Genomic DNA, 25,812 nt, shown 5'->3' on the forward strand with positions numbered 1-25,812 from the left:
ATTATATATATGCCAGTAAAGCATTCACTTATTCAAAAAAGAATAGGTTTCAGATATTGCCCCGACATGATCATTCATCCAGCATTTACTATTAATCATTAGATAAATAAAACTAATTCTCATCAGACATTTTTCCTTGTTAATCATCCGCACCCGATTTTTTTTCAGAATTTGTCGAGCTTTGGTAAGTTTTCATGATGTTCTGCCCAAAAAGAACACAGCCGCTAAGCCGGAACGAAGATCGTAGTGCAGCAAAAACAGTGGAATTACCGGTTATAGAATCAGCCATTGCAAAATAAAAAATTACACAAACACCAATTATAAGAATTAAAAACCATTCACCGTCATGCAAGCCATGGGAAAGAACCACCTCCGGTCGCATTACTGCTGTTTTTCACCAAAACGGTGCACAGCCCTTCTCACACCCGCTCCGGGGGAGTAAATTGACCCCTTCGCACTGTTCTACGGTCGCCTGGCGCCAGGGAAGAACAGGCTTTACTGCAAAAGGCTCCTATTTACATGTCCCCGATTGAAAAATCCCACAAACTGGACAACGTCTGCTATGACATTCGCGGCCCGGTGCTTAAAGAAGCAAAACGTCTTGAAGAAGAAGGCAACAAAGTTCTCAAACTGAACATCGGCAACCCTGCCCCGTTCGGTTTCGACGCGCCTGATGAAATCCTGATCGACGTAATCCGCAATTTGCCGACCTCACAGGGCTACTGTGATTCAAAAGGCCTGTTTTCTGCACGTAAAGCGATCATGCAGCACTATCAGGCGCGCGATATGCGCGACATCACGGTTGAAGACATTTACATCGGTAACGGTGTTTCTGAGCTGATCGTTCAGTCAATGCAGGCATTGCTGAACACGGGCGATGAAATGCTGGTGCCTGCGCCCGATTATCCGTTGTGGACCGCCGCAGTTTCCCTGTCTGGCGGTAACGCGGTGCATTACCTGTGTGATGAGGGCGCTGACTGGTTCCCGGATATCGCCGATATTCGTGACAAAATCACGCCACGTACCCGTGGCATTGTGATCATCAACCCGAACAACCCGACCGGCGCGGTGTACAGCAAGGAATTGCTGATGCAGATCGTCGAGATTGCCCGTGAACACAATCTGATCATTTTTGCCGATGAAATCTACGACAAGATCCTGTACGACGAAGCTCAGCACATTTCCATTGCGTCGCTGGCGCCGGATCTTCTGACCGTAACCTTCAATGGTCTGTCAAAAACTTACCGCGTTGCCGGTTTCCGTCAGGGCTGGATGGTACTGAACGGCCCGAAAAAGCACGCCAAAGGCTATATAGAAGGTCTGGAAATGCTGGCCTCGATGCGTTTGTGTGCCAACGTTCCGATGCAGCACGCCATTCAGACGGCGCTGGGCGGTTACCAGAGTATCAGCGAATTCATTCAGCCGGGCGGGCGCCTGGTCGAACAGCGTGACCGCGCGTGGGAACTGATTAATCAGATCCCGGGTGTGTCCTGCGTGAAGCCGAAAGGCGCACTATATATGTTCCCGCGAATTGATGCCAAGCGTTTCAATATTCAGGATGACCAGAAAATGGTGCTCGATTTGCTGTTACAGCAAAAAGTCCTGCTGGTTCAGGGTTCCGCCTTTAACTGGCCTTATCCGGACCACGTTCGAATCGTGACACTCCCGCGCGTAGACGAACTGGAAATGGCAGTGAACAAGTTCGGTCGTTTCCTTGAAACTTACCGTCAGTAATGATCAGGGCGCAGACATCTGCGCCCTTTTTTCTTTCTGCGCATTTCCGCATTTGCATAACGGTTTCGCACTGCTCACAATGGACTCTCATTCACCGTTGTTATTGAGAGTGCTATGAGTCAGAGCCATTTTTTCGCCCACCTTTCCCGTCTTAAACTGATCAGCCGCTGGCCGCTGATGCGCAACGTTCGCACCGAGAATGTGTCCGAACACAGCCTCCAGGTCGCCTTTGTGGCTCATGCTTTAGCCGTGATTAAAAACCGCAAATTTAACGGCAATCTGAGCGCCGAACGCGTTGCCCTTCTGGCGATGTATCATGACGCCAGTGAAGTACTGACCGGCGATATGCCCACACCAATTAAGTATTACAATCCACAAATTGCTCATGAATACAAAAAGATCGAGAAAATTGCTCAGCAAAAACTGATCGAAATGCTGCCGAAAGAACTGCAGGAAGATTTCCGTCCGCTGATTGACGAGCATTACTATACGGAAGATGAAAAACTGACAGTAAAACAGGCCGATGCCTTGTGCGCATACCTGAAATGCCTGGAAGAATTGTCTGCGGGGAATAACGAGTTTACGCTGGCAAAAGCGCGTCTGGAGAAGACGCTGGCCGACAGAAAAAGCCCGGAAATGGACTACTTCATGGAAGTCTTTATCCCGAGCTTCAGTCTGTCACTGGATGAAATTAGCCTCGATTCTCCGCTCTGATCGCCTCCCGCGCGTCAGAACGGGAAAAGTACCGGCACCAGAAAAATGCTGACGACCATCACCAGCAGCGTAAAAGGCACGCCGATACGGATGAAATCGCCGAACTTGTAGTTACCGGGCACCATCACCAGCGTATTCACCGGTGATGAAACCGGCGTCATAAACGCCGCTGAGGCCGCAATCGCGATAATCATGGTAAACGGGTAAGGCGAAACACCCATCTGATGCGCCGCCGCAATGGCGATCGGCGCCATCAGTACGGCCGTTGCAGTATTGGAAATAAATAACCCTATGCCGGCGCAGAGCACAAACAAACTCAGCAGCATCATGTACGGACCGTATCCCCCGCTCACTTCCATCAGGCCTTTCACAATCAGCGCCACGCCGCCGGTTTTTTGCAGCGCCAGCGCGAAAGGCATCATCCCGACGATCAGCAGCAGACTCGGCCAGTGAATGGCTTTATATGCGCCTTCCATCGTGATGCAGCGGAACTTGCCCATCAGCATGCAGGCAATAATGGCCGCGATGGCATTCGGCACGTCGTCGGTAAGCATTAACGCGACCATCAGCGCCAGGCAAAACAGCGCATGGGGTGCCTGGCTGAGCGCAGGCGCGACTTCATCCACTTCTGCGGGCAGATTCAGCACAATGAAATCATGCATTTGCTGTTGTAGCTGGCGGATGAGTTTCCAGTCGCCAATCACCAGCAACATATCGCCCAGCTGTAAAACCTCATCAACCAGTTTGCCGTCGAGCGCTTCGCCCTGCCGGCGAATGCCGACCACGTTCAGACCGTAAGTTGAGCGGAAAGCCACGTCGCGCAGCGTTTTACCCAGCAACTCGGAGTCGGGGATCAGAGACACTTCCGCCATTCCGACATCCCGTGACTGCTCGGAAAAATACTCACCGCGTAAAACCATTGGCTCAAGCATTTCATCGGTACAAAACTGGCGGACAGAAACGTCAGGATCAGCCATATCCAGCAGCAGCACATCGCGGGCACACAGCTCGGTGCTCCCGGTTGCACTGACCATCACGCGACGAAATTTGCGCCAGCGTTCAATACCCACCACGTTTGCGCCATAGCGGGAACGCAGATGCACGTCGTCCAGCGTACGGCCGACCAGCGGAGATCCGGGACGTACCGTCATCCGCCGCGCACGACCGGTCAGATGGTAATCGCGGATAAGATCACGAAAAGTACGACGCTTCCAGCGCTGTTTATCCTGTAAGGCGTCATCGGAAGACAGCCAGCGGCGGGCAAGCAGCATATATCCTACGCCCATTACCAGCACGACCAGCCCCACCGGCGTCACGCCGAAGAAACCAAAACCATCAAATCCTTCACGCAGTAACTCGCTGTTAACCACCATATTGGGCGGGGTCGCGACCAGTGTCATCATGCCGCTGATAAGCCCCGCAAAACTCAGCGGCATCATCAGGCGGGCGGGAGACGTTTTCATGCGGGCAGAGACACTGATAACAACGGGAATGAAAATCGCGACTACGCCGGTCGAACTCATGAACGCGCCCAGCCCGGCGACGGTCAGCATCAGTAAAACCAGCATACGGGTTTCGCTGTTACCCGCGACTTTCATCAGCCAGTCGCCCACCTGATAAGCCACGCCGGTCCTGACCAGCCCGTGCCCGACAACAAAAAGCGCCGCAATCAGAATCACGTTCGGGTCGCTGAATCCGGCCAGCGCTTCATTGATGGTCAGCGTTCCGCTCAGCACGAAAGCAATGATGACGAGTAACGCAACGATATCCATCCGCAGCGTATTGCGCGCGAACAGCACCATGGCGATCACAAGCAGTATCACTACCCAGATTAATTCACCGGTCAAAACACACTCCTTTTGCGTTGAGATGGCAGAAATAAGCTCAATGAGGTTATTTGAAGAATAACGGGGTTCAGGATGGCATAAAAAAACCCCGTGGCTGCGGGGTTTATATCAATTAAAAGGCGTTAATTGTACTTTTTATGCGCTTATCGCAGACTGACGGTCACGCCGTTATCGGAAGGATTAAGCAGTAAATCTTTCAGCGAGGAAAGGTCGAAATCTACGTCTTCGATTCCCGGAATGTCAGACGGCGCGTTAACCGCAATCACTTTACAACCGGCAGCAAGACCGGCCATTACGCCCGCCGCGGCATCTTCCACCACGACACAATCTTCCGGCGCCAGGCCCAGACGTTCTGCACCCAGCAGATAAGCATCTGGCTTAGGCTTGCCGTGTTTAACCTGTTCTGCCGTGATGAACACTTCCGGCTCAGGCAAATTCGCGGCTTTATGACGCGCACTGGCTACCGGCATGGAACCCGAGGTCACAATCGCCCATGGAATATTCATACGGCTGAGTTCACTCAGAATAAGATGAGCGCCCGGCAGCGCCGTAACCCCTTCAGTATCAGTGGCTTCGATCTTTTCCAGTTTATCGAACTCTTCCTGAATCTTTTCTTCGCTTGCGCCTGCCATGAAATGACGTAAAGAAGTGATTGCCTGTTTGCCATGAATAAAGGCCAGAACATCCTGCGGGTTGGCCCCCCAGCTGAGTGCCCAGTTAATCCATGAGCGTTCTACGGCGGGCAGTGAATCCACTAACGTTCCATCAAGGTCGAACAAAAAACCTTTGCACTCCACAGGCAATTCCTCTTTAGTTATCTCAATTTAGGCATTAATGATTTGCGCTATCTCGACGGCGCTCAAATGGTACTGACGAGGACAAGATTGCCAGACGGCCAGCATGCGCTGGTATTTATCCCACATTTTGGTCTGTGCGTTAAAGCCGTGCGTCCCCGCATCAAAATCAGTGTAACGTCCTTCGGTGTTCACCATAAAGCGGACATAGCTTAAATAGCGGGATTCTGTTGCAGCATCAAAACCGAGGAAATCAATACGGCGGCGATCCAAATCCTGGGTGTCTTTCAGATTGGTCCATGAAACCTGCATCGCATGATGCATCTCCATAATGTTAATTACGGTGCGGCAGGTTTCTTCCGGCAATTCGCCAAAGTCCCTGTCCAGCTCGCGCATTTGCAAACCAAAACCACGTTCGATCACCGTTTGTAACCGGCGATAACGCTCCGCGTTATCAGGGTCCAGCATGGTCATCATTTTATATTGATTCGACAAAATCAGGCGTTGAGCGTTCGTCATTTCCATCGTGAAAATCCTCATGTCTGCATAATGAGCAAAGCATGGCATAGCGCAAAGTTCTGCGAAATCGCAAGCACACCATTCTTTGATTTGGGTCTGGATCTCATCTGAAATAATCACCGGAGGAGACGTTCCTCCGGTCAAAATGCGGCGTAAAACGATGTTAATGACGGGACGGGCAGAATTACAGATCGTCTAAAAAGGTTTTATCAAGCTGCTTGAAAGCCCGCTTCAGGACATCGGCCAGCGACTGATATGTCGGCGTGCCTTCAATCGGGGCTAATGCCTGCCCGGCTTCGACGAGTTTATTGCGCACATCGTGGAACCAGCTCATCAGCGTCGGCGGCAGCGGCGTCAGGGAACGACGGCCAAGCCACCACAACCCTTGCATCGGCAGGCTACAGGCAAAAATAGCGGTCGCCACGGCCGGGCCCAGTTGTCCGCCCATGGCAATTTGCCAGCTCAGCGTGAAAACGGCCACGGCGGGCATAACGCGTACGGCAAATCGGGTGGCACTGGAAATCCGGTTCTCAGGGAATACCGGAGCCAGACGCTTATCTGACGGCCATGTCTTCATGTAGTGCTGCCCGCGCTGGAAAACCTGAAACCAGCCTACGGAGCCTGTTGGCTTACTCGTCATAGATGCACCTCAACTTCACGTATAAAATTTAAAAAATATTTGTAAAACACAAACTGGAGTTTACCACGATAAAATATATTTTGTTTTTGCTGGCACCTGTCGGTATTCTATCGCAGCCTTGCATACCTCTCAGCCGACAAGGTTAATATAAAGTTGGGGCGGAAACGCGAAATTGCAATGTTTTCTCCCTACATTAAGCATAGTGCCTTGCGTCGGGTGGTTTTGTAATTAGTTATTGTATTTTTTGTTAGTGTTTTTACTTATTAGCAACATTCTGAAGAGGCATAACAGGAACGTTTTCGTCTGCAGGACGGACGTTTCACCGTTATCCGGGAGATTAAAAAATCTGCTCCCAACGATTCTTCAGCTTTTTCATCGTCATGCCTGTTATGGCTCTCTGGCATGATGTTAATCATAATTGTCGCCGCCATTATGCGCTACGCTTGATGTCAGACTGACGATTTATTAACCACGTGTATTGTTTTTTTTAAACAGCACCAACAATAAATAGGTACTTCCATGTCGAGTAAGCTTGTACTGGTTCTTAACTGTGGTAGTTCTTCCCTTAAGTTTGCCATCATTGATGCTGCAAACGGTGAAGAACACATTTCAGGTTTAGCCGAATGTTTCCATCTGCCAGAAGCACGCATTAAATGGAAAATGGACGGTGGCAAAGAAGAAGCCGCTTTAGGTGCGGGTGCCGCACACAGCGAAGCGCTGAAATTCATCGTTAACAATATTCTGAGCAAAAAACCTGAACTGTCTGCTGAGCTGGTAGCAATCGGCCACCGCATCGTTCATGGCGGCGAGAAGCTGACTAAATCCATGCTGATCAACGACGCTGTAATCGAGGGTATCAAAGAATCTATCCCGTTTGCACCGCTGCATAACCCGGCCCACCTGATCGGTATTGATGAAGCACTGAAATCTTTCCCTAAACTGGCTGACAAAAACGTTGCTGTCTTCGACACCGCGTTCCATCAGACCATGCCTGAAGAATCTTACCTCTACGCGCTGCCGTACAGCCTGTATAAAGATCACCACATCCGTCGTTACGGCGCACACGGCACCAGCCACTTCTATGTGACTCAGGAAGCCGCGAAAATGCTGAACAAACCAGTGGAAGAAGTGAACCTGATCACTTGCCACCTGGGTAACGGCGGTTCTGTCAGCGCAATCCGTAACGGTAAATGCGTTGATACTTCTATGGGTCTGACCCCGCTGGAAGGTCTGGTCATGGGTACCCGCAGCGGTGACATCGACCCGGCAATCATCTTCCACCTGCATGATTCTCTGGGCATGAGCGTTGATCAAATCAACAAAATGCTGACCAAAGAATCCGGCCTGCTGGGCCTGACTGAAGTCACCAGCGACTGCCGTTATGTTGAAGACAACTACGCCACCAAAGCTGATGCTAAACGTGCAATGGACGTGTTCTGCCACCGTCTGGCGAAATACATCGGTGCATATACTTCACTGATGGAAGGCCGTCTGGACGCTGTCGTGTTCACCGGTGGTATCGGCGAAAACGCGGCAATGGTTCGCGAACTGTCTCTGGACAAACTGGCTCTGCTGGGCTTTGAAGTTGACCACGAGCGTAACCTGGCTGCACGCTTTGGCAAATCCGGTGCTATCAACAAAGAAGGCACCCGTACCGCGCTGGTTATTCCAACCAATGAAGAGCTGGTCATTGCACAAGACGCCGCGCGCCTGACCGCATAAAACGACCCTAAACTGCCAGCGAAAGCTGGCAGTCATTTTCTATTATCATCAAAGGCAAACGCCGCCCGTTTGGACGCACCGCGCAGGATAATCATCGCGCTTATGCTGATCATTATCCCCTCTGCACAAACCTGCGAATGTTCTTGCCTGGCAACCGTCAAAGAGGTTTAGCCGTGTCCCGTACAATTATGTTGATCCCCACAGGCACCAGCGTAGGTCTGACCAGCGTCAGCCTGGGTGTGATCCGTGCCATGGAACAAAAAGGCGTCAGCCTGAGCATCTTCAAGCCTATCGCGCAACCGCGCACCGGCGGTGATGCTCCGGACCAGACCACCACCATCATTCGTGCTAACTCCACCGTGACCGCAGCGGAACCGCTGAAAATGAGCCACGTTGAAACCTTGCTGAGTTCAAACCAGCAAGACGTGCTGATGGAAGAAATCATTGCGCGTTACCACGAAAACACCAAAGACGCTGAAGTCGTTCTGGTTGAAGGCCTTGTTCCTACGCGTAAGCACCAGTTCGCGAACGCCCTGAACTATGAAATCGCCAAAACCCTGAACGCAGAAATCGTCTTCGTTCTGGCGCTGGGTAACGATTCTCCGGCACAGCTGAAAGAGCGCATCGAACTGGCGCGCAGCAGCTTCGGCGGCAGCAAAAACAAAAACATCACCGGCGTTATCATCAACAAACTGAACGCACCGGTTGACGATCAGGGTCGTACACGTCCTGACCTGTCTGAAATCTTCGATGATTCCACCAAAGCCAGCGTTGCCAACGTTGATCCGACTCAGCTGTTTGCCAACAGCCCGCTGCCGGTTCTGGGTTGCATTCCTTGGAGCTTCGAGCTGATTGCCACCCGCGCAATCGACATGGCGAAACACCTGAATGCCCGCATCATCAACGAAGGTGATGTCAAAACCCGCCGCGTGAAGTCCGTGACGTTCTGCGCACGCAGCATTCCTCATATGCTGGAACATTTCCGTCCGGGTTCCCTGCTGGTGACGTCCGCAGACCGTCCTGACGTGCTGGTTTCCGCGTGTCTGGCCGCAATGAACGGCGTTGAGATCGGCGCAATCCTGCTGACCGGCGGTTATGAAATTGATGACCGTATCAACCAGTTGTGCGAACGTGCCTTCCAGACTGGCCTGCCGGTCTTCATGGTAGACACCAACACCTGGCAGACTTCCCTGAGCCTCCAAAGCTTCAATCTGGAAGTGCCTGCGGACGACCATCAGCGCGTTGAGAAACTGCAACAATACGTGGCTTCTCACATCAACGCTGACTGGATTAACTCCCTGAGCGCACACTCCGAGCGTTCACGTCGTCTGTCTCCTCCGGCCTTCCGTTATCAGCTGACCGAACTGGCCCGCAAAGCCGGCAAACGTATCGTGCTGCCAGAAGGCGACGAGCCGCGTACCGTGAAAGCCGCAGCGCTGTGTGCTGAACGTGGTATCGCGGAATGCGTTTTGTTGGGTAACCCTGACGAAATCAAACGCGTTGCAGCCGCTCAGGGCGTAACGCTGGGTAAAGGCATCGAAATCGTTGATCCGGTTGCTGTGCGTGAAGAATACGTTGCCCGTCTGGTTGAGCTGCGTAAAAGCAAAGGGATGACCGAAGTGGTTGCCCGCGAACAACTGGAAGACAACGTGGTTCTGGGCACACTGATGCTCGAACAGGGTAACGTTGACGGCCTGGTTTCCGGTGCTGTTCACACTACCGCAAACACCATCCGTCCTCCGTTGCAGCTGATCAAAACCGCACCGGGCAGCTCACTGGTTTCTTCCGTATTCTTCATGCTGTTGCCTGACCAGGTTCTGGTTTACGGTGACTGCGCGATCAACCCGGATCCAACCGCTGAACAGCTGTCAGAAATCGCAATCCAGTCTGCGGATTCCGCGGCTGCATTCGGTATCGAACCGCGCGTTGCGATGATCTCCTACTCTACCGGCAACTCCGGTGCAGGCAGCGACGTTGAGAAAGTGCGTGAAGCGACCCGTCTGGCGCAGGAAAAACGTCCTGACCTGATCATCGATGGCCCGCTGCAATACGACGCCGCTATCATGGCTGACGTAGCGAAATCCAAAGCACCAAACTCACCGGTTGCAGGTAAAGCTACCGTGTTCATCTTCCCTGATCTGAACACCGGTAACACCACGTATAAAGCGGTACAGCGTTCTGCGGATCTGGTCTCTATCGGGCCGATGTTGCAGGGCATGCGCAAACCGGTTAACGACCTGTCCCGTGGCGCACTGGTTGACGATATCGTCTACACCGTAGCCCTGACTGCGATTCAGTCTGCTCAGGCAGAAGCGGCGGTTCCGGCTAAATAAGCTGACCCCTCTGAACGCAAAACGCCGGTCTTGATGACCGGCGTTTTTTTGGCGCAAAGGAAATTACAGCAACGCTTTTGCGGCTTCCAGAATATGCTCTGCCGTCAGGCCATACTCCTGCTGTAAAAATTCCTGTGTTCCCACCTGACCGTAACGCTCTTTCACACCGACACGGCGCATCGGTACAGGGTGATTCTCTACCAGCACTTCAGCTACCGCCGATCCCAGACCGTTATGAATACTGTGGTTCTCACAGGTCACGATTTTGCCCGTTTTCGCGGCGTACTTAATGATGATGTCTTTATCGATAGGTTTGAGTGTAAACATGTCGATCACGGCGGCGCTGACGCCTTCACGCTCCAGCATTTCTGCCGCCTTCAGCGCTTCCGCCACCATAATACCGTTGGCAATCAGCGTCACATCGCTGCCGTCGCGCAGCAGATTCGCCTTGCCGATGGTGAACGTCGAACCTTCCTTATAAACCTGCGTGGCCTGTTTGCGGATAGTCCGCACCCAGTAAAATCCTTTCAGATCCATCAGCTGCAACAGGATATTGCGGAACATCACCGCGTCGGTCACTTCCATCACCACCGAGCTTGCCAGCCCGCGTACAATGCCCATATCTTCAAAAGACATGTGAGTCCCGCCATTGTGGCAGGCGCTGACGCCCGCATCCGAGGCGATGATTTTGACGTTATTCTTCTGGTAATCCAGCGACATAAAAAGCTGGTCGAAACAGCGGCGGCTGGCAAAAGCGGTAAACGTATGCACAAACGGCACGCGTCCGGTCAGCGATAAACCGGCCGCCACGCCAATCACGTTGGCTTCCATAATGCCGCAGTTAATCACGTGATCCGGGTGGTCTTTATGCACGCCGTCCATTGCCATTGAGCTCATCAGATCCGCTTCCAGCGCGATAATCGGCGTGTTCTCGACAATCTTCTCGCGAACGGTATTGGCATAGACTTTACGCATCTCAACCGCATCTTTCTGCAATTCCAGCGTGACTTCAAACATGGGCGGCCTCCAGCTCAGCAATAGCGTTTTCAATTTCCAGTTTTACATCCGGCGTTAAGCGCAGGTGATGGGAGTTCGCCAGTTGTTCGAGATACTTCACGCCCTGCCCTTTTATGCTGTCGAGGATCACCACCAGCGGGCGCTGTTCTGCATGACGAACCGGCGTAACGGCTTCACTGATAGCCACCACGTCATCGCCTTTAATGGTCTGAACATCAAACCCGAATGCACTGAATTTTCCTGCCAGATCAAACGGCTTAATTACTTCGTCCAGTGTGCCGTCGAGTTGCTGTTTGTTGTAATCGATGAACAGCGTCAGATTGTGCAGATTGTGGTGAGCGATGAACTGGAAGGCTTCCCAGCACTGGCCTTCGTTGAGTTCGCCATCGCCAAGGATGCAGAAAACGCGGTTGGAACGGCCTGCCAGTTTATGGGAAAGCGCCATGCCCGCCGCGATGGAAACGCCCTGCCCAAGTGATCCGGTTGTGGCATCCACACCCGTGGTGCGCAGACGATCCGGATGGCTCGGCAAACGGGTGCCGTTTTGGTTCAGCGTTTGCAACTCACTGACCGGGAAATAACCTTTCAGCGCCAGTGTGGCGTAAAGCGCCGGGCCCGCGTGGCCTTTGGAAAGCACGAAATAATCGCGCTCCGGCCAGTCCGGTTTATTCGGGTCGATACGCATCACATCACCGTACAAAACAGCCAGCGTTTCCACCACTGACATACTGCCGCCGTAGTGCCCGAACCCCAGACCGGTCAGCATTTTCAGCGTCTCGATGCGGATATGGCGGGCCAGTTCACGAACCTCCTGGACATCTTTCATCTTGATGGGTCCTTATTTTAGTGAGCACTTATCCTGGCCTGTTATTGCTAACAGGCAGGACAGTGTTTCCCGGATGGATTTAAGAAACGTATTGATGCAGGGAATTACTTCTCAGTGACTTCTTTATCAGCCACTGGTTTTTTGCCGAGATAGTTCCAGGCAACCAGTACCGCGAAGATGCCGACAATCAGCGCCATGATGCCTTCCTTCGACATGAAACGGGCCAGATTACCCAGCAGGATGCCGATGACGCCGAAGTCCGCATCTGAGAATGTCGCGTTGGCAAAGCCCAGCGCGCCAAGCACTGGCAACAGCAGAACCGGCAGGAAGGTAATCAGCACGCCGTTGGCAAAAGCACCGACCATCGCGCCGCGGCGACCACCGGTTGCGTTACCAAACACGCCCGCCGTTGCTCCGGTGAAGAAGTGCGGTACAACACCCGGCAGGATCAGCACCAGATGCATCTGGCCTAGCAGGAACAGTCCGACCAGCCCCCCAAGGAAACTGAACAAGAAACCAATCAGCACAGCATTTGGCGCGTACGGATACACAACCGGACAATCCAGCGCCGGGCGGGCATTCGGCACCAGTTTTTCGGAGAAGCCGACGAACGCCGGAACGATTTCAGCCAGAATCAGACGCACACCTTGCAAGATGATGAACACACCGGCCGCAAAGGTAATCGCCATGATGATGGAGTACACCAGATAGTTCTGGCCAGCGCTGTAGGTTTGCTCGACGAAAATCTGCCCGGCAAACACCGCCATAATCAGGTAAATGATGATCATGGTCAGCGAGATGGAGATTGAGCTGTCACGCAGGAAACTGAGGTTTTTAGGCAAGTTCATTTCTTCGGTTGAGCGTGAGCCCTTGCCGACTTTGCTGCCGATCCAGCCCGATAAAACATAACCGATGGTGCCGAAATGGCCGAATGCCACATCGTCGCTGCCGGTGATTTTACGCATATAACGTTGCGCGAGTGCCGGGAAGAACGCCATGATCAGGCCCAGCGTCAGGGAACCGGTGAAAACCAGTGCAACCCCTTCAAAACCGGCAACGGTCAGGATAACGCTGATCATACAGGCCATATAAAACGTGTGATGTCCGGTCAGAAACACATATTTTAGACGGGTAAAGCGCGCCACAACCAGGTTTGCCACCATACCGAACGCCATAATTAATGCCGTCGGTGCACCAAACTTCTCAAGTGCGATGGAAACAATGGCTTCGTTGTTTGGAATAATACCCTGGATATTAAAAGCATGTTCAAACATGCCGCCGAGTGGATTTAATGCGCCCACTAATACGGTGGCACCGCCAGCCAATACTAAAAAGCCCAGTATTGTTTTAACGGTTCCCTTGACGACATCTGAAAAGTTTTTCTTTTGCGCAACCAGGCCAATTAATGCAATAAGCCCGACCAGTACAGAAGGCACTTTTAATATATCAACCACAAACTTGAGCGTTTCCTGGATAAACATATCCACCTCGTTTGTCTATTCGTTTTATTTGTAGGGTTATTCAGTGCCGGTCAGGACACTGGGTGTTTTTCAAAATGCGCAATCAGTTTGGTTTCAAGTTCATTAATATCAATAATATTCGTAATGACTACCAGCTGGTTTTCCGGAATACTGGCACTGGCGGCAATGTCCTTCGCCATGACAAAGAGATCCGCTTCACCCGGGATAGCTGATGACAAATCGGAGTGCTGAACATCGGCCTGAATGTTTAATTTCTTCAGGACTTTCTTGATATTCATTTCTACCATAAAGCTGCTGCCTAAACCGGAACCGCAAATCGCCATAATCTTCATAAATTCACCTGATTTTTATCTGTTTTGAAAGGCGTAGGGTACACGTATCCGCTACGCAGGATAATGCATATGAAAAACACTATTTTTCTGAGAGTGAAATCGTCGGCCTGTTAATAATTAAAACAACTCTTAACCTAAATTAATAACGGGCGATGACTTCCTGTATTTCATGTAAGGCTTTGGCATGGAATATTTTCTGCATATCTTCTTCACTGGAGAACAATTCCGCCAGTTCGGAAATAAGCTCAATATGGCTGTGCTTATCGGGTGCAGATAACATCACGACCGTATACACCGGGTCGTTATCTGCCGAATTAAACTTCACCCCGTGCGGCAATGTCAGTAAAGACAATCCTAATCCGTTAGCGCCCTCTTCCGGCCTGGCATGTGGCATCGCAATGCCGGGTGCCAGAACAAAATACGGTCCCAGTTTTTCACGCTGAGCAAAAATTGCCGTCAGATAGTCGGGCGTAATCGTCCCTTCTTTCAGCAACGGTTCAGCGCTCACTTCCACAGCCTGACGCCAGTCAGTGATATCTGTTCTGATCTGAATCCTCTCAGAAGTCAGCCAATCATTCAGCATAGTTATGGCTCCGGTTTATTTTTTTAAGATGGCGGGTCGAATTTCCCCCAGACACCACCAACGATCCAGACTCTACTTCAGCGGTAGCGTTAACATCTGTGATACAACTCACAAAGATAGCGCTACCAAACTTCTATCATTAAGATCTGTGATAGCGCTATCAAAAATAGTCCCATTGCGGAACCATCAGCCCGCTGGCCGCACAAATAACGGTATACTTTGTCTGGAAATTGCCGATAATTTACCGAATTCTGCCGTGGTTGCTGTTCGATACCGGTCCTGCTGCGGCCTGTTTTTTTCGCTATGCCTGCGGGTATAATTTGTGCGCAAGATGCGCAGCCAGGATCGTGAATGTCCATTAACAAAAAAAGACGCAGTACCGGAAGAGTGACGCTGGCCGATGTCGCGCAGCTTGCGGGCGTGGGAAGCATGACCGTTTCACGCGCACTGCGAACGCCGGAACAGGTCTCCGATAAGCTGCGGGAAAAGATTGAAGAAGCGGTCAGTCAGCTGGGATATCTGCCCAATCAGGCCGCGAGTTCGCTGGCCTCAGCGTCCTCCAATACTATTGCGATGATTGTGCCGAGCCTTTCTGAATCCGGTTGCGCCGAGATGTTCGCCGGTCTGCAAAAAGTGCTGCAACCCGCCGGATATCAGATCATGCTCGCCGAGTCCCAGCACCGGATCGAGCGTGAAGAAAAGCTGCTGGAAACCCTGCTCTCTTATAATCTGGCTGCCGCTATTTTGTTGTCGGTCGAACACTCCGCTAACGTGCGTCAGTGGCTGGATAATCTGACCATTCCGGTTCTTGAAATTGGTGCGCTGACTGACTCCCCGATAGACATGAATATTGGGATTGATTACGTTGAAGCCATGTTTCAGCTCACGCAAACCGTGGTGGCAAAGGGTTATCAGAACATCGGTATGCTGTGTGCCAATCAGGAACAGTGGATTTTCCAGCAACACCTGCAAGGCTGGCGCAAGGCGATGCTCAAGGCGCACATGTCGCCGCATCGCGTAATTAACGCGGCTGAACCGGCCTGCTTCTCAACTGGTGCACAGCAGTTACCGGAATTCCTGCTCGCCTGGCCGGAAATTGACGCACTGGTGTGTGTTTCTGACGATCTGGCCTGCGGCGCACTGTACGAATGTCAGCGACGTCGCATCAAAGTGCCGGACGACCTGGCCGTTGTCGGGTTTGGTAACGCAGATGTGAGCAAAGTCTGCCAGCCGCCGCTGACGACGATAGCGATCCCGCACAAAGAAATTGGAATACGCGCCGCGCAGGCACTGCTGGCGAGGATTAACGACGAAGAATGGGAAGAAGTGACGATCGCCTCGTCATTGTGTAAGCGGGACAGTTGCTAGAAAAGCGGCGGACAACTTTACATCGTCCGCCGGTGGCCTTACTCCGCGTCACCTTCAGAGCGCGCGCTGTCTTCATCCTGCACGCTTTCCGGGGCTAACACAGACGGTTCGCGCGTCAGCGGTTTACCGTGTTCTTTTTCGTTGTTGCGCGTCATCCACAGGGACAATGCCTTCAGGGAATCCGGGGTGAATTCGTCACAACGTGCCGTAATTTCTTCCGGCGTCATCCAGCGGACGGCATCAATCTCTTCTTCCTGCAAAGCGAAAGGCCCGTGTGAAACGCAGCTAAATAGTGCGCCCCAGACGCGGCATTTATTCTCTTCCTCGAAGTAGAACTGCCCGTGTTCAGCAAACGGAACACCGGCAATGCCCAGCTCTTCTTCCGCTTCACGGCGGGCAGAATCAAGGATGTTTTCACCGCTTTGTACCACTCCGCCGGCCGTGGCATCGAGCCAGCCCGGGTAGAAGTCTTTAATTTCAGTTCGGCGCTGAACCAAAATATTGCCCATGCCGTCATGAACCACAATATAGCTGGCACGGTGACGCAGGACCTGAGCGCGCATTTGTTGTCGGCTGGCCTGGGCAATGACCTCGTTTTCTTCGTTGACGATATCTACCCATTCATCCGTACTGATGTTTTGCTCTTGTTCTGACATCCGATGAACCTTCTCTTTTAAGCGCTGGTCTGTGCGCAATAAGTCTGTGCGCAGTGATTTTGCAACACGTCGATAATGTTCGGAGATTCTATCTGGGTCTGCGGGGTTGCTTCAATAGCCATGGATGCATTGGTGCATGGTAAAAGCTAAGTTATGGCGCAAAGTTCGCCATCAGACAACTCTGACATAGACTCCTATTTACCCACGTTATGTTACCCTATTAAATCTGATAATAAGCTTGTGATTAGCAGTAACACATAGGCGCATTTCGCCCCGCAAATCGCCAAGAGTGATTAAAACAACGCAGGAGGCAATATGATTGATCTTTATTATGCACCAACACCTAATGGCCATAAAATTTCTCTTTTTCTTGAAGAGAGTGGCCTGCAATACCGGCTCCACCGCATTGATATCAGCGCCGGAGACCAGTTCAAACCTGAATTCCTCGCCCTATCCCCGAACAACAAAATCCCGGCCATTGTCGACAGCCAGCCTGTTGACGGCGGCGCGCCCGTCAGCGTTTTTGAATCCGGCGCCATTTTGCAGTATCTGGCAGAAAAAACCGGGAAATTCCTGAGCAAAGAGCTGCGCGAGCGCACATCCACGCTGGAATGGCTCTACTGGCAGGTGGCCGGATTTGGTCCGATGCTTGGCCAGAACCATCACTTCACGCATTACGCCCCGCAGCCGGTGCCTTACGCCATCGAACGTTTCCTTCAGGAAACCCGACGTCTGTACGGCGTTCTGAACCGCCAGCTGGAAAAAAACGCCTATATCGCCGGTGACCATTACAGCATTGCGGATATCGCCACGTATCCGTGGGTGGTGGCGCACGAGCGTCAGCGCGTTGATCTGGCTGAATACCCGGCCGTCCGCAACTGGTTTGAACGAGTTAAAGCGCGTCCGGCCACCCAAAAAGCCTACGCGCTGGCCTCTGTGCAATAAGCCTTCCCGCCTCCGGTATCTGCCGGAGGCGTTCTGATTTCCGCTGAATAAATAATTCCTAATTGTGCTCCATATCGCGCGTTAATGGTGATGACTCATCTATGATTAGAGACAGTTCATCCGCGTATTCAGACAGTTAAGGATCACGATATGAAGATCTTGATTACCGGCGCTACCGGGCTTATTGGCCGTAAACTCACGGAACGGCTTCTCGGGCAATCTCATCAGATTACTGCGCTAAGCCGTGCGCCTGAACGTGCGGCAAAACTGCTGGGGCCACAGGTTCAGATCTGGGAAACCCTCGACGGCAAAACATCGCTGGACGATTTTGACGCGGTAATTAATCTGGCGGGCGAGCCGATCGCCGACAAACGCTGGACGAAAGAGCATAAAGCCTTGCTGTGCGAAAGCCGCTGGCAGTTAACGGAAAAGCTGGCGACGCTGATCAACGCCAGCCAGACGCCGCCTTCGGTATTCATTTCCGGCTCCGCCGTGGGTTATTACGGCGATCAGGGTCAGGCGCTGGTGCCGGAGGATGAACCGCCAAATAAGCAATTTACCTGGCAACTGTGCGCCCGCTGGGAAGCGCTCGCGCTGACTGCCGAAAGCCCGCGCACCCGCGTTTGTCTGCTGCGTACGGGTATCGTTCTGGCTGAAAAAGGCGGCGCGCTGGCCAAAATGGTGCTGCCTTTCCGCGCCGGTCTGGGCGGTCCGCTGGGCGATGGCCAGCAATATATGCCGTGGATCCATATCGATGACATGATTGATGGCATCATTTTCCTGCTGACGCACGAAACGCTCTCCGGCCCGTTCAATATGGTTTCGCCTTATCCTGCCCGCAATGAACAGTTCAGCGCCCTGCTCGGTGAAGTCCTGCACCGGCCGGCGTTTATGCGCGCGCCTTCGCCGGTAGTGCGCCTGCTGATGGGGGAATCCGCCGTACTGGTGCTGGGAGGCCAGCGGGCCGTGCCGCGCAGGCTGGAAGCAGCTGGATTTGTGTTTAAGCATCAGGAATTGAAAGAAGCCCTGGAGGATTTGCAGGGGTGATTGGGCAAGTCTTGCTCATGCATGTGAAGAAAAACCGTTTTGGCGTTGCTCCTCCCCCTGCAAAGGGGGAGGAGCAGACTACACGGATCGTTTTACTCCTTCACATCCACCTGATAAAAAACATGTTTCCCAAACGGGTCAATCTCATACCCACTCACTTCTTTCCTCACAGGTTCGAAAATCGTCGAGTGCGCGATCATCACCGCAGGAGCCTGATCATGCATCATCTGCTGAGCCTGCTCGTAGAGCGCGACACGCTTCGCATGGTCGGTGGTTTCCTTGGCTTCGGTAATCAGCTGGTCGAACGGCGGATAACACCATTTCGCGGAGTTTGAACCGCCTTTTGCTGCATTACAGGTAAACAGCGGGCCGAAGAAGTTATCCGGGTCGCCGTTGGCCGTTGTCCAGCCCATCAGCGCAGCCATATGTTCGCCGTTACGGATACGGGTCTGATATTCGCCCCACTCATAGCTGATGATGTGCGCTTTCACGCCAATCTTCGCCCAGTCAGCCTGAATCATCTCCGCCATGCGGCGCGCGTTCGGGTTGTACGGACGCTGAACCGGCATCGCCCACAGATCGATATCAAAACCGTTCGGCATCCCGGCTTCTGCCAGCAAGGCTTTAGCTTTCTCCGGCGAATAATCGTAATCCACCAGCTTATCGTTATAACTCCAGACACCCGTTGGCAGCAGCGTTTTGGCGACAGTTCCGGTGCCGTGGAAAACAGCGTCGATGATTTGCGGCTTATTGATCGCCATGCTCAGCGCCTGACGCACTTTCACATTATCAAGCGGTGGCTTCTGGGTGTTAAACGACAGGAAACCGGTGTTCAGACCGGATTTGCTCATCAGATTAATGTCTTTGTTGGCACGCAGACGATCAAGATCGGCCGGATTCGGGAACGGCATCACCTGACATTCGTTTTTCTCAAGCTTGGCCATGCGCATCGAGGCGTCTGGCGTGATGGTGTACACCAGACGATCGATTTTAGATTTGCCCTGCCAGTAATCCGGGAACGCTTTGTACAGCAGGCGCGTGTCTTTCTGATACTGCACCAGCTCAAACGGACCGGTGCCGATCGGGTTCTGATCCACCTTCTCCGGCGTACCGGCTTTCAGCATCTGATCGGCATATTCTGCCGAGAGGATAGACGCAAAATACCAGGCCAGATCGGCGACAAATGGCGCTTCCGGGCGGGTCAGATTGAAGCGCACGGTGTAATCATCCACCCTGTCGATACTGCCAATCAGATCACCCAATTTCAGGCTGTCGAAGTTCAGATACGTGCCGCCGGAGATTTTATGGTAAGGATTATTTTCGTCTTTCTGACGCATGAACGAGAAGATAACATCGTCAGCATTAAAGTCGCGGGTCGGCGTGAACAGTTTGCTGCTCTGGAATTTCACGCCTTTGCGCAGATGGAACGTGTAGGTTTTGCCGTCCGGGCTGACATCCCAGCTTTCCGCCAGGCTTGGCACCAGCTCCGTCGTGCCGGTTTTGAAATCCACCAGACGATTGTAAATCGGCACGGCGCTGGCATCCACCGAGGTGCCCGAGGTGTAAAGTTGCGGGTTGAATTGCTCCGGCGAACCCTCAGAGCAGTAAACCAGCGTTTTCGCCGAAGCGCCGCCGGTGAGGGCTAATGCCAGTAAACCTGTGCTTATTTTTAAGATGTTGTGTTTCATTCTTTTCCCTATTTTCCCTGTCCGGAGAGTGTTTAGATCTTCTTCATCGTGGAACATAAAGCAAAAACAGATTAACATCTGGATAACACCTAGTAATGCTTTGTTATATATGAAAATCTTATAACAACACACCTTATTGGCGATCATTCAGAGGTCAAGATGTCGACACAAATCGCAAAACAGCTTACCGAACGTTTCTACCGCTATCTCTCCGTGACGTCACAAAGTGATGCCAGTGCGACTACGCTGCCGAGTACGCCGGGGCAACATGATATGGCGCGTTTACTGGCCGATGAGCTGCACCAGCTCGGTCTGGAAAACATTCAGATTGACCAACACGCGACCGTTACTGCCGTCAAACCGGGCACGAAAAAAGGTGGCCCGCGCATCGGTTTTATTACGCATATTGATACCGTGGATGTCGGCCTGCGCCCTGACATTCACCCGCAAACACTGCGTTTCACCGGCGATGATTTGTGTCTCAATAAAGAACAGGATATCTGGCTGCGACCTGCGGAAAGGCCTGAGATTTTACCGTATCTGGGCGAGGAGATTATTTTCAGTGATGGCACCAGCGTACTCGGCGCGGACAATAAAGCGGCCGTCACCGTGGTGATGACGCTGCTGGAAAACCTCGGCGCAGAGCAGGAATACGGCGATATCGTGGTAGCGTTTGTCCCTGATGAAGAAATCGGCCTGCGCGGCGCAAAAGCGCTGGATCTCGCCCGTTTTGACGTGGATTTCGCCTACACCATAGACTGCTGCGAGCTTGGCGAAGTGGTATACGAAAACTTCAACGCTGCTGCCGCTGAAATTACCTTTACCGGCGTCACCGCGCATCCGATGTCAGCCAAAGGCGTGCTGGTGAATCCGCTGCTGATGGCACAGGACTTCATCAGTCATTTCGACCGCGCTGAGACGCCGGAAAATACCGAAGGCCGCGAAGGTTATGTGTGGTTTAACGGCATGAGCGCCTCGCAGCAAGGGGCTAAGCTGAACGCGTCAATCCGCGATTTTGACAGCGCCAGTTTTGCTGCACGTAAGCAGAAAATTCACGACGTCGCGAAAGACATTGCCGCGCAATATCCGGCGGCAAAAGTGTCAGTTGAAATCAGCGATACCTACAGCAATATCAGCAGCGCCATCGGCGAAGACCGTCGTGCGATTGATTTGATTTTTGCGGGTCTTAAAGAGATTGGCGTTGAGCCGAAAGTGATCCCGATGCGCGGCGGTACCGACGGCGCAGCGCTGTCAGCGAAAGGTTTGCTGACGCCAAACTACTTCACCGGCGCGCATAATTTCCACTCGAAATATGAGTTCCTGCCGGTGAATTCGTTTGTGAAATCCTATGAACTGACCGTACAGCTTTGCCTGCTGGCTGCGAAAGGCTGATCCTGCTTTAGTTGAGAAAAACCCACACGCCATCCCAGCCTTCCCCTCGTAAGAGGGGAAGGAGCACGGATATCACTTCAATGCACCTGAAAGGAACTGTTGCAGACGGGCACTTTTCGGGTTGCCAAAGACTTCATCAGGATCACCCTGCTCTTCGATAACGCCCTGATGCAGGAAAATCACATGGCTGGAAACGTGACGGGCAAATTCCATTTCGTGTGTGACCACCACCATGGTTTTCCCCTCTTCCGCCAGTTTTTGCATGATGCGCAAGACTTCGCCTACCAGTTCAGGGTCAAGTGCTGACGTCGGTTCATCGAACAGCAGCACTTCCGGTTCCATCGCCAGTGCACGCGCGATAGACACGCGCTGTTGCTGTCCGCCTGACAAGTTTACCGGATATTTCCCCTGCGCACGGGCATCGATGCCCACTTTATCGAGGTATTTCACCGCACGTTCGCGCGCTTCGGCTTTGCTTAATCCCAGCACCTGAACCGGCGCTTCCATCACGTTTTCCAGCACCGTCATGTGGCTCCACAAATTGAAATGCTGGAAGACCATCGTCAGTTTAGTGCGCAGCAGTTGCAGCTGTTTTTTGTCGAAAACTTTCAGTTGCCCGTCGGTGTCGCGCACCATACGGATATCCTGATTATTGACGCTGATCGAACCTTCGCTCGGTTTTTCCAGGAAGTTAATGCAGCGCAAAAAGGTACTTTTTCCGGAACCGGACGAACCGATAATGCTGATGACATCGCCCGCATTTGCAGACAAAGACACACCTTTCAGCACTTCGTGGTCACCGTAGCGTTTGTGTAAGTCGAGAACCGCTAATTTGTTTTCTGGCATAATATTTATATCCGCAATGGTTATTTTTATCAGTGGCTTGACTGAGGCTTCACGTGCGCCAGCCAGCGTTTTTCCGCCTTGCGGAACAGACCAATCAGGACAAAAGAAACACAAAGATAAATCACCGCCGCAATCCCGAATGCGTAAAAAGGCTGATAGGTCGCGGAGTTAATATCACGGGCGATTTTCAGCACATCCGGCACCGTGGCGGTAAAGGCCAGCGCGGTGGAATGCAGCATCAGAATCACTTCATTACTGTACGCAGGCAGCGCGGTGCGCAGAGCCGACGGCAAAATAATGCAGGTATACAGTTTAAAGCGTGAGAAACCGTACGCATTAGCCGCTTCAATTTCACCGTGCGGAACGGAGCGGATCGCGCCGGCAAAAATCTCGGTGGTGTACGCGCAGGTATTGAGCGTCAGCGCCAAAATCGTACAGTTCAGCCCGCTGCGGAAGAAAGCATTGAGGAAGTCTGTGCCACGCACAATTTCCAGGCTGTACATGCCGGAGTAAAACACCAGCAGCTGCACGTAAAGCGGTGTACCGCGAAAAACGTAGGTATAAAGCCAGATTGGATAGCGCAGGAATTTGTTGGAGGAAACGCAGCCAACCGCCATCGGCACCGCCAGTAATCCGCCCATCACGACGGAGCTTATTAACAGCCACAGCGTAATCGCCAGTCCGGTAAAACGGTAACCGTCGCTGTACAGCAAGGACATGCCGTATTGTTGTAAAATTTCGATCATAGGTCCGCCCTCTTCACACCCAGCGAATAACGGCGATCAAGCCAGACCAGCACGCCGTTCGACAGCGTGGTGAAAATCAGATAAACCACACCCGCGACAATCGCGAAGTAGAAAGGCTGATACGTGCCTTTGCCTGCCAGCTGCGTCGCTTTCACCACGTCATTCAGGCCAAGCAGGGACACCAGCGCGGTGGCTTTCAATATAACCTGCCAGTTGTTGGCAATGCCGGGCAGCGCAAAACGCATCATGGCCGGGAATAAAATACGACGAAAAATCTGCGAGCCGCTGAAACCAAACGCCGTCGCGGCTTCAATCTGACCGCGGGGAACCGCCATAAAAGCACCGCGGAACGTCTCGGTAAAATAAGCGCCGTAAATAAAACCCAGGGTAATAATACCCGCGCTCATAGGATCGATATCAATCTGAGAAAAACCTAAGGATTCAGTCAGGCTGTTAAGCGCAATCTGCAATCCGTAGAAAATAAGCAACATTAAAACCAGGTCAGGGACGCCGCGAATAAGCGTGGTGTAACAACCAAAAATACCCGAAATAACCCGGCTTTTTGACAGTTTCCCGCCAGCCCCGATAAGCCCGATCACCAACGCTAAAATCACTGACGAAATCGCCAGCTCCAGTGTCACCAATGTGCCCTGGATAATTACCTGGGAATACCCATACAGCATGTATTTGTCCTGTCTTCAGTGGATCCCGGCGCAGGTTACGCTAACCCTGCGTCAGAACCGCAGGGAGCGGCGAACCGCTCCCTTTGGCACATCTCACAGCGCAAATCAGCCGCCGTAAACGTCAAAATCGAAGTATTTTTTGGCCAGTTTGTCGTAAGTACCGTCTTTACGCATGCTGTCGAATGCTTTGTTTAGCGCAGCCTGCAAATCGGTTTCGTTCTTACGCAGACCCATGCCTGTGCCCACACCGAAGAATTTATCGTCTTTCACGGAAGGACCCGCGAACGCGTAATCTTTACCGGCAGCCTGTTTCAGGAAGCCTTCGCTGCCTGCCACTTCATCCTGGAAAGCCACATCCAGACGACCTGAGGCCAGATCAGCGTAGATCAGATCCTGGTTCTGGTAAGCCACCACGTTGATGCCTTTTGGCTGCCACATTGCGTTGGCATAGGCTTCCTGAGTAGAACCTTGCAGAACACCGACGTTTTTGCCTTTCAGCGCGTCCAGCGTTGGCAGAATTTTAGAACCTTTTGGCGCGATCAGACGGGCGTTAGCCGCGTACAGTTTTTCCGTGAAATCAATTTCCTGCTGACGTTTTTCAGTGATCGACAGTGAAGAGATAATCGCATCAATTTTCTTCGCTTTCAGAGAAGGGATCAGCGCATCAAAGTCACTTTCAACGTAAGTACATTTGATGGCTGCGCGTTTACACATCTCGTTAGCCAGGTCGATATCAAAACCTACCAGCTTGCCGCTGGAGTCTTTTGATTCAAATGGGGCGTAAGTCGGATCAGTACCGATATTAATTGCTTTAGGCGCGGCAGCAAATGCACTACCTGCACTGGCTAAGACCAGAACCAGCGGAAGAACCTTGAACAACTTTTTCATACATTAGCCTCAGTGATTATTCATCTGTTGTGGTTGTGTGTGCGTGAATGAACGTCTTTTTATAGTTTGCTGAACGGCGCAAATGGCTTTTTGCCAGGTTTTCTCATGCACGTTCCGTGCCGTTTCTCCGTAAGGTCATTTTCATCTCATGAAGAACGAAAACCGTTCAAAAAAGCATCGGGATAATGAAAGTTTTCAAAGGTCTGAAGGAAGAATAGCTGAAGCGCCCTTGAACACTGCACCTTAATGAATCAAATTGTGATCATTGTTGGTGCAATGTAACGGTATTGCGCAAAAGAGGTGCGTAACGCGGTGAGAAAGTTTAGTGACTGCCCTGCCATCGAACAAATAAGTCTTGCGGAAGCTCGATATCAAACTGGTCGATCACCCGGTTGACGGTCTGATCGATAATATCTTCCACGGTTGCCGGCCGGTGATAAAACGCCGGAACCGGCGGCATAATAATCGCGCCCAGCTCGGCGGCCTGCGTCATCAGCCGTAAATGCCCCAGATGCAGCGGGGTTTCACGCACGCAAAGTACAAGGCGTCGCCTTTCCTTGAGCACAACATCCGCCGCGCGCGTCAGTAAACCGTCGGTATAACTGTTCACAATGCCGGAAAGGGTTTTGACCGAACAAGGCAAAATCACCATGCCCGTGGTTTTAAATGAGCCGGAGGAGATACTGGCGGCGATATCGCGGGAATCATGCACGACGTCGGCCAGCGCCTGAACATCGCGCAGTGTCAGATCCGTTTCCAGCGTCAGCGTCTGGCGGGCGGCATTGCTCATCACCAGATGGGTTTCAATATCCGGCACGCTCTGCAAAACCTGCAAAAGCCTGACACCATAAATTGCGCCGCTGGCGCCGGAAATACCGACAATAAGTCGTTTCATGAACACTGCCTTAGAAAATGTTACCGGACCTGATGCCGCCAATACTGACATAAATTCAGACATAAAAAAACGCGCCCGCCCGGAGTTCACCGGAGGAGCGCGTTTAAGCGGATGTC

Annotated in this window: 24 protein-coding genes; 8 read left to right on the forward strand and 16 right to left on the reverse strand. The window is 52.2% G+C overall.

Features of this window, described 5'->3' with window-relative positions:
* Positions 1 to 519 precede the first annotated feature (519 nt).
* Together J1782_RS21500 and yfbR are read left to right on the forward strand one after the other, a co-directional pair.
* Complete coding sequence (locus tag J1782_RS21500; protein ID WP_152324370.1) at positions 520 to 1,734, forward strand: pyridoxal phosphate-dependent aminotransferase; 1,215 nt, start codon at positions 520 to 522, stop codon at positions 1,732 to 1,734.
* A 114-nt stretch (positions 1,735 to 1,848) separates the two neighbouring features.
* Positions 1,849 to 2,448, forward strand: a complete 600-nt coding sequence (gene yfbR, locus J1782_RS21505; RefSeq protein ID WP_152324371.1) for a 5'-deoxynucleotidase — start codon at positions 1,849 to 1,851, stop codon at positions 2,446 to 2,448.
* Positions 2,449 to 2,462: 14 nt separating this feature from the next.
* On the opposite strand, the gene J1782_RS21510 is transcribed toward yfbR, so the two are convergent.
* The 4 genes from J1782_RS21510 to yfbV all read right to left on the reverse strand — a co-directional run bounded on the left by J1782_RS21510 (position 2,463) and on the right by yfbV (position 6,248).
* Positions 2,463 to 4,295 carry an SLC13 family permease gene (locus tag J1782_RS21510; RefSeq protein WP_152324372.1) on the reverse strand — a complete coding sequence of 611 codons (1,833 nt, stop codon included), beginning with the start codon at positions 4,293 to 4,295 and terminating at the stop codon, positions 2,463 to 2,465.
* Between the two features lie 143 nt (positions 4,296 to 4,438).
* Positions 4,439 to 5,092 carry a sugar phosphatase gene (locus tag J1782_RS21515; protein WP_217153879.1) on the reverse strand — a complete coding sequence of 218 codons (654 nt, stop codon included), beginning with the start codon at positions 5,090 to 5,092 and terminating at the stop codon, positions 4,439 to 4,441.
* 27 nt (positions 5,093 to 5,119) lie between these two features.
* Entirely contained in the window at positions 5,120 to 5,614 is a 495-nt protein-coding gene (locus J1782_RS21520) for a YfbU family protein (RefSeq protein WP_165058299.1), read from the reverse strand.
* A 178-nt stretch (positions 5,615 to 5,792) separates the two neighbouring features.
* Positions 5,793 to 6,248 (reverse strand): terminus macrodomain insulation protein YfbV, encoded by a 456-nt coding sequence (gene yfbV / locus J1782_RS21525; RefSeq protein ID WP_104921265.1) that lies wholly within the window; start codon positions 6,246 to 6,248, stop codon positions 5,793 to 5,795.
* Between the two features lie 519 nt (positions 6,249 to 6,767).
* On the opposite strand from yfbV, the gene ackA reads away from it, so the two are divergent.
* Positions 6,768 to 7,970 (forward strand): acetate kinase, encoded by a 1,203-nt coding sequence (gene ackA, locus J1782_RS21530; RefSeq protein ID WP_152324375.1) that lies wholly within the window; start codon positions 6,768 to 6,770, stop codon positions 7,968 to 7,970.
* Positions 7,971 to 8,158: 188 nt separating this feature from the next.
* Complete coding sequence (gene pta / locus J1782_RS21535) at positions 8,159 to 10,303, forward strand: phosphate acetyltransferase (protein ID WP_193333090.1); 2,145 nt, start codon at positions 8,159 to 8,161, stop codon at positions 10,301 to 10,303.
* A gap of 63 nt (positions 10,304 to 10,366) precedes the next feature.
* Here the strand turns inward: pta and J1782_RS21540 are convergent, their stop codons facing one another.
* The 5 genes from J1782_RS21540 to J1782_RS21560 form a co-directional block, all read right to left on the reverse strand.
* Entirely contained in the window at positions 10,367 to 11,320 is a 954-nt protein-coding gene (locus J1782_RS21540; protein WP_165058303.1) for a transketolase family protein, read from the reverse strand.
* Positions 11,313 to 12,146: a transketolase gene (locus J1782_RS21545; protein ID WP_208950895.1), complete on the reverse strand. Its 834-nt coding sequence runs from the start codon at positions 12,144 to 12,146 to the stop codon at positions 11,313 to 11,315. Before J1782_RS21545 ends, J1782_RS21540 begins: the two co-directional genes overlap by 8 nt.
* A 104-nt stretch (positions 12,147 to 12,250) precedes the next feature.
* On the reverse strand, positions 12,251 to 13,627 hold the full coding sequence (locus J1782_RS21550; RefSeq protein WP_165058307.1) for a PTS ascorbate transporter subunit IIC: 1,377 nt from the start codon (positions 13,625 to 13,627) through the stop codon (positions 12,251 to 12,253).
* Positions 13,628 to 13,677: 50 nt separating this feature from the next.
* Positions 13,678 to 13,959 (reverse strand): PTS sugar transporter subunit IIB, encoded by a 282-nt coding sequence (locus J1782_RS21555; protein ID WP_013574575.1) that lies wholly within the window; start codon positions 13,957 to 13,959, stop codon positions 13,678 to 13,680.
* A 139-nt stretch (positions 13,960 to 14,098) separates the two neighbouring features.
* On the reverse strand, positions 14,099 to 14,542 hold the full coding sequence (locus J1782_RS21560; RefSeq protein ID WP_152324380.1) for a PTS sugar transporter subunit IIA: 444 nt from the start codon (positions 14,540 to 14,542) through the stop codon (positions 14,099 to 14,101).
* A gap of 351 nt (positions 14,543 to 14,893) precedes the next feature.
* Here J1782_RS21560 and J1782_RS21565 point away from each other — a divergent pair, with 351 nt between their 5' ends.
* A complete protein-coding gene (locus tag J1782_RS21565) occupies positions 14,894 to 15,910 on the forward strand; it encodes a LacI family DNA-binding transcriptional regulator (RefSeq protein ID WP_152324381.1) in 1,017 nt (338 codons plus the stop codon).
* Positions 15,911 to 15,948: 38 nt separating this feature from the next.
* On the opposite strand, the gene yfcD is transcribed toward J1782_RS21565, so the two are convergent.
* Positions 15,949 to 16,566 (reverse strand): NUDIX hydrolase YfcD, encoded by a 618-nt coding sequence (gene yfcD, locus J1782_RS21570; RefSeq protein WP_152324382.1) that lies wholly within the window; start codon positions 16,564 to 16,566, stop codon positions 15,949 to 15,951.
* 315 nt (positions 16,567 to 16,881) lie between these two features.
* On the opposite strand from yfcD, the gene yfcG reads away from it, so the two are divergent.
* Both yfcG and J1782_RS21580 read left to right on the forward strand, forming a co-directional pair.
* Entirely contained in the window at positions 16,882 to 17,511 is a 630-nt protein-coding gene (yfcG, locus tag J1782_RS21575) for a GSH-dependent disulfide bond oxidoreductase (protein ID WP_152324383.1), read from the forward strand.
* 150 nt (positions 17,512 to 17,661) lie between these two features.
* Positions 17,662 to 18,558 (forward strand): TIGR01777 family oxidoreductase, encoded by an 897-nt coding sequence (locus tag J1782_RS21580; protein ID WP_217153880.1) that lies wholly within the window; start codon positions 17,662 to 17,664, stop codon positions 18,556 to 18,558.
* 92 nt (positions 18,559 to 18,650) lie between these two features.
* Here the strand turns inward: J1782_RS21580 and J1782_RS21585 are convergent, their stop codons facing one another.
* The gene (locus J1782_RS21585) at positions 18,651 to 20,246 is read right to left on the reverse strand and encodes an ABC transporter substrate-binding protein (RefSeq protein ID WP_152324385.1); all 1,596 of its coding nucleotides are present in this window, start codon (positions 20,244 to 20,246) and stop codon (positions 18,651 to 18,653) included.
* Between the two features lie 159 nt (positions 20,247 to 20,405).
* On the opposite strand from J1782_RS21585, the gene pepT reads away from it, so the two are divergent.
* Positions 20,406 to 21,638, forward strand: coding sequence for a peptidase T (gene pepT / locus J1782_RS21590; RefSeq protein ID WP_217153881.1), 1,233 nt, complete (start codon positions 20,406 to 20,408; stop codon positions 21,636 to 21,638).
* Between the two features lie 72 nt (positions 21,639 to 21,710).
* Here pepT and hisP read toward each other — a convergent pair whose 3' ends face one another.
* The 5 genes from hisP to J1782_RS21615 form a co-directional block, all read right to left on the reverse strand.
* Positions 21,711 to 22,484 (reverse strand): histidine ABC transporter ATP-binding protein HisP, encoded by a 774-nt coding sequence (gene hisP, locus J1782_RS21595; RefSeq protein WP_152324387.1) that lies wholly within the window; start codon positions 22,482 to 22,484, stop codon positions 21,711 to 21,713.
* A 29-nt stretch (positions 22,485 to 22,513) separates the two neighbouring features.
* Complete coding sequence (locus J1782_RS21600) at positions 22,514 to 23,230, reverse strand: ABC transporter permease (protein ID WP_217153882.1); 717 nt, start codon at positions 23,228 to 23,230, stop codon at positions 22,514 to 22,516.
* Entirely contained in the window at positions 23,227 to 23,913 is a 687-nt protein-coding gene (locus J1782_RS21605; RefSeq protein ID WP_152324389.1) for a histidine ABC transporter permease HisQ, read from the reverse strand. The genes J1782_RS21600 and J1782_RS21605 overlap by 4 nt, the downstream gene beginning before the upstream one ends.
* Positions 23,914 to 24,018: 105 nt before the next feature.
* A complete protein-coding gene (gene argT, locus J1782_RS21610; protein WP_101076128.1) occupies positions 24,019 to 24,801 on the reverse strand; it encodes a lysine/arginine/ornithine ABC transporter substrate-binding protein ArgT in 783 nt (260 codons plus the stop codon).
* Positions 24,802 to 25,123: 322 nt separating this feature from the next.
* Positions 25,124 to 25,696, reverse strand: coding sequence for a UbiX family flavin prenyltransferase (locus J1782_RS21615; protein ID WP_152324390.1), 573 nt, complete (start codon positions 25,694 to 25,696; stop codon positions 25,124 to 25,126).
* Between the last annotated feature and the right edge of the window lie 116 nt (positions 25,697 to 25,812).

Source organism: Rahnella sp. BCC 1045 (assembly GCF_019049615.1).
In the GTDB taxonomy this organism is placed as follows: Bacteria; Pseudomonadota; Gammaproteobacteria; order Enterobacterales; family Enterobacteriaceae; genus Rahnella; species Rahnella contaminans.

Excerpts from the sequence above, each read along its gene's own strand:
- J1782_RS21500 (WP_152324370.1), top strand. The coding sequence starts at position 520 with ATGTCCCCGATTGAAAAATCCCACAAACTGGACAACGTCTGCTATGAC.
- yfbR (WP_152324371.1), top strand. The coding sequence starts at position 1,849 with ATGAGTCAGAGCCATTTTTTCGCCCACCTTTCCCGTCTTAAACTGATC.
- J1782_RS21520 (WP_165058299.1), bottom strand. The coding sequence starts at position 5,614 with ATGGAAATGACGAACGCTCAACGCCTGATTTTGTCGAATCAATATAAA.
- yfbV (WP_104921265.1), bottom strand. The coding sequence starts at position 6,248 with ATGACGAGTAAGCCAACAGGCTCCGTAGGCTGGTTTCAGGTTTTCCAG.
- ackA (WP_152324375.1), top strand. The coding sequence starts at position 6,768 with ATGTCGAGTAAGCTTGTACTGGTTCTTAACTGTGGTAGTTCTTCCCTT.
- pta (WP_193333090.1), top strand. The coding sequence starts at position 8,159 with ATGTTGATCCCCACAGGCACCAGCGTAGGTCTGACCAGCGTCAGCCTG.
- J1782_RS21540 (WP_165058303.1), bottom strand. The coding sequence starts at position 11,320 with ATGTTTGAAGTCACGCTGGAATTGCAGAAAGATGCGGTTGAGATGCGT.
- J1782_RS21545 (WP_208950895.1), bottom strand. The coding sequence starts at position 12,146 with ATGAAAGATGTCCAGGAGGTTCGTGAACTGGCCCGCCATATCCGCATC.
- J1782_RS21550 (WP_165058307.1), bottom strand. The coding sequence starts at position 13,627 with ATGTTTATCCAGGAAACGCTCAAGTTTGTGGTTGATATATTAAAAGTG.
- J1782_RS21555 (WP_013574575.1), bottom strand. The coding sequence starts at position 13,959 with ATGAAGATTATGGCGATTTGCGGTTCCGGTTTAGGCAGCAGCTTTATG.
- J1782_RS21560 (WP_152324380.1), bottom strand. The coding sequence starts at position 14,542 with ATGCTGAATGATTGGCTGACTTCTGAGAGGATTCAGATCAGAACAGAT.
- J1782_RS21565 (WP_152324381.1), top strand. The coding sequence starts at position 14,894 with ATGTCCATTAACAAAAAAAGACGCAGTACCGGAAGAGTGACGCTGGCC.
- yfcD (WP_152324382.1), bottom strand. The coding sequence starts at position 16,566 with ATGTCAGAACAAGAGCAAAACATCAGTACGGATGAATGGGTAGATATC.
- yfcG (WP_152324383.1), top strand. The coding sequence starts at position 16,882 with ATGATTGATCTTTATTATGCACCAACACCTAATGGCCATAAAATTTCT.
- J1782_RS21580 (WP_217153880.1), top strand. The coding sequence starts at position 17,662 with ATGAAGATCTTGATTACCGGCGCTACCGGGCTTATTGGCCGTAAACTC.
- J1782_RS21585 (WP_152324385.1), bottom strand. The coding sequence starts at position 20,246 with ATGAAACACAACATCTTAAAAATAAGCACAGGTTTACTGGCATTAGCC.
- pepT (WP_217153881.1), top strand. The coding sequence starts at position 20,406 with ATGTCGACACAAATCGCAAAACAGCTTACCGAACGTTTCTACCGCTAT.
- hisP (WP_152324387.1), bottom strand. The coding sequence starts at position 22,484 with ATGCCAGAAAACAAATTAGCGGTTCTCGACTTACACAAACGCTACGGT.
- J1782_RS21600 (WP_217153882.1), bottom strand. The coding sequence starts at position 23,230 with ATGATCGAAATTTTACAACAATACGGCATGTCCTTGCTGTACAGCGAC.
- J1782_RS21605 (WP_152324389.1), bottom strand. The coding sequence starts at position 23,913 with ATGCTGTATGGGTATTCCCAGGTAATTATCCAGGGCACATTGGTGACA.
- argT (WP_101076128.1), bottom strand. The coding sequence starts at position 24,801 with ATGAAAAAGTTGTTCAAGGTTCTTCCGCTGGTTCTGGTCTTAGCCAGT.
- J1782_RS21615 (WP_152324390.1), bottom strand. The coding sequence starts at position 25,696 with ATGAAACGACTTATTGTCGGTATTTCCGGCGCCAGCGGCGCAATTTAT.